This window comes from Streptomyces sp. NRRL WC-3549 (genome assembly GCF_000721935.1).
Taxonomy (GTDB): Bacteria; Actinomycetota; Actinomycetes; order Streptomycetales; family Streptomycetaceae; genus Streptomyces.
Window position 1 is genome coordinate 28,361 of the sequence record NZ_KL585411.1, and the last position, 3,033, is coordinate 31,393.

Here is a 3,033-nt window from a genome sequence, read left to right on the forward strand (position 1 = left end):
TCAGAGATGTGTATAAGAGACAGGTACGCACGTGCGATCTCCGGGCAGATCCAGTGGGGCGAGGCGGTGTACGGCTACCCGTTCGGCAAGCCGAACGAGCGCAACGACCTCGACTCGGCGCCGCACACCATGAGCTCGGTGGTCGTCAACCCGTACTTCGACTGGGGCGACGACCGCCGCCCCCGCACCGACTACCACCGCACCGTGATCTACGAGGCGCACGTCAAGGGCCTGACGATGCTTCACCCGGGGCTGCCCGAGGAGCTGCGCGGGACCTACGCGGGGCTCGCGCATCCGGAGATCATCGCCCACCTCACCGAACTGGGCGTCACCGCGATCGAGCTGATGCCCGTCCACCAGTTCGTCCAGGACCACCGGCTCGCCGACGCGGGCCTCGCCAACTACTGGGGCTACAACACGATCGGCTTCTTCGCCCCGCACAACGCGTACGCCTCCTGGGGCGATCGCGGCGAACAGGTGCTCGAATTCAAGCAGGCGGTGAAGGCGCTGCACCAGGCGGGCATCGAGGTGATCCTCGACGTGGTCTACAACCACACGGCCGAGGGCAACCACCTGGGGCCGACGCTCTCCTTCCGCGGACTGGACAACGCCTCGTACTACCGGCTGACCGACGACCCGCAGTACTACATGGACACCACGGGCACCGGGAACTCCCTGCTGATGCGGTCCCCGCACGTCCTCCAGCTGATCATGGACTCGCTGCGGTACTGGGTGACCGAGATGCACGTGGACGGGTTCCGCTTCGACCTGGCGGCCACGCTCGCCCGGCAGTTCCACGAGGTGGACCGGCTGTCGTCGTTCTTCGACCTGGTCCAGCAGGACCCGGTGGTCAGCCAGGTGAAGCTGATCGCCGAGCCGTGGGACGTGGGCGAGGGCGGCTACCAGGTGGGCAACTTCCCGCCGCTGTGGACCGAGTGGAACGGCAAGTACCGCGACACGGTCCGCGACCTGTGGCGGGGCGAGCCGCGCACCCTGGCGGAGTTCGCGGGGCGGCTGACCGGCTCCTCCGACCTCTACCAGGACGACGGCAGGCGCCCGCTGGCCTCGATCAACTTCACCACCTGCCACGACGGGTTCACCCTCCACGACCTGGTCTCGTACAACGACAAGCACAACGAGGCCAACGGCGAGGGCAACCGGGACGGGGAGAGCCACAACCGCTCCTGGAACTGCGGCGCGGAGGGCCCCACGGAGGACAAGGAGATCCTGGAGCTCCGCAGCCGCCAGATGCGCAACTTCATCGCCACCCTGATGCTCTCCCAGGGCGTCCCGATGCTGAGCCACGGCGACGAGTTCGCCCGTACCCAGCGCGGCAACAACAACGGCTACTGCCAGGACAACGAACTCTCCTGGGTGCACTGGCCCGACCCGGCCGCCCGCACCCGGGAGGACGGCGGTAACGGCGTGGACCCGGCGGGGTCGGACACCAGCCTGCTGGAGTTCACCCGGGCCATGGTCTGGCTCCGCCGCGACCACCCGGTCTTCCGGCGCAGGCGGTTCTTCCACGGCCGCCCGGTGGAGGGCACGCACGACGAGCTGTCGGACATCGCGTGGTTCACCCCCCGGGGCGACGAGATGACCCAGCGGGACTGGCAGGCCGCCCACGCGAAGGCCATGACGGTGTTCCTGAACGGGCACGCCATCTCGGAGCCGGGCCCGCGCGGTGAGCGGATCTCGGACGACTCGTTCCTGCTGATGTTCAACGCGAGCGCGGAGACTCTGGAGTTCACGGTGCCCACCCACCACGGCAGGCGCTGGCAGGTCGTCGTGGACACCGGGGTTCCGGACGGGGTGCCCCCGGGGGCCGGACCGAAGGTCTCGGCCGGCGAGCGGGTGACGCTCGTCGGGCGCAGCCTGACGGTGCTCAAGCGCCCGGCGTGACCCGGGCGGCGGCCGCCCCCGTAGCCCGTTCGGGTCACGGGGGCGGGCCGCCCGCCGCACCGGGGGCCCCGGGTGACACGGAAGGCGCCGGGCTGGGTACGTAGGTGTCCATGACGCCCACCGCCACCTACCGGCTCCAGCTCCAGCCGGACTTCACGTTCGCCGCCGCGGCGGACGCCGTGCCCTACCTCGCCGGGCTCGGCGTCTCGCATCTGCATCTCTCCCCGGTCTTGGAGGCCGTGCCCGGTTCCGGGCACGGCTACGACGTGGTCGACCACAGCCGCGTGCGGGCCGAGCTCGGCGGCGAGGAGGGGCTGCGGGAGCTGTCCGCCACGGCACGCGCGCACGGTCTCGGGCTGGTCCTGGACATCGTGCCCAACCACATGGCGGCCTCCCCCCGGTACAACCGGCCGCTGTGGGAGGTGCTGGGCGAGGGCCGGGAGTCCCCGTACGCCCGCTGGTTCGACATCGACTGGGAGGCGGGCGGCGGAAAGGTGCTGCTGCCCGTCCTGGCGGGGCCGGTCGGCGAGGAGTCCGGCCGGTTCGAGACCGGTACCCGTGAGGACGGCACCCCGGTGCTCCGCTACGGGGAGCAGGAGTTCCCGCTGCGCGCGGGTACGGCTGACCTCCCGCTGCCCCGGCTGCTCGCCGCCCAGCACTACCGGCTGGGCTGGTGGCGGCTGGCCCGGACCGAGCTGAACTACCGGCGCTTCTTCACCATCTCCGACCTGATCGGGGTCCGGGTCGAGCACCCCGAGGTCTTCGAGGCCACCCACGTCAAGATCCTCGAACTGCTGAACGACGGCACCGTGGACGGGCTGCGCGTCGACCACCCGGACGGGCTGGCCGACCCCGCCGCGTACCTGGAACGGCTGGGCGAGGCCACCGGCGGGCGGTGGACCGTGGTGGAGAAGATCCTGACCGCCGACGAGGTCCTGCCCGCCGGCTGGGCGGTCGCGGGGACGACCGGGTACGACGCGCTGCACCGGATCGACGGCCTGTTCACGGACCCGACGGGCGCGGCGGACCTGCTGGGCCGCTACCGGGACTCCGCGGGGCCTCCGGGGGACCGGGGCGGCTACTGGACGGCGACGGTGCGGCGGGCCGCCTACCGGGTGGTCACCCATGAGC

2 protein-coding genes are annotated in these 3,033 nt (G+C 71.3%); both read left to right on the forward strand.

The window, feature by feature from the left end:
• Positions 1–1,902 (forward strand): glycogen debranching protein GlgX (gene glgX / locus IH13_RS0120160; RefSeq protein WP_063837469.1); only part of this gene is annotated, 1,902 nt, incomplete at its 5' end.
• A 110-nt stretch (positions 1,903–2,012) separates the two neighbouring features.
• The coding region (locus IH13_RS37950) for an alpha-amylase family glycosyl hydrolase (RefSeq protein ID WP_031086412.1) at positions 2,013–3,033 on the forward strand (1,021 nt) is incomplete at its 3' end.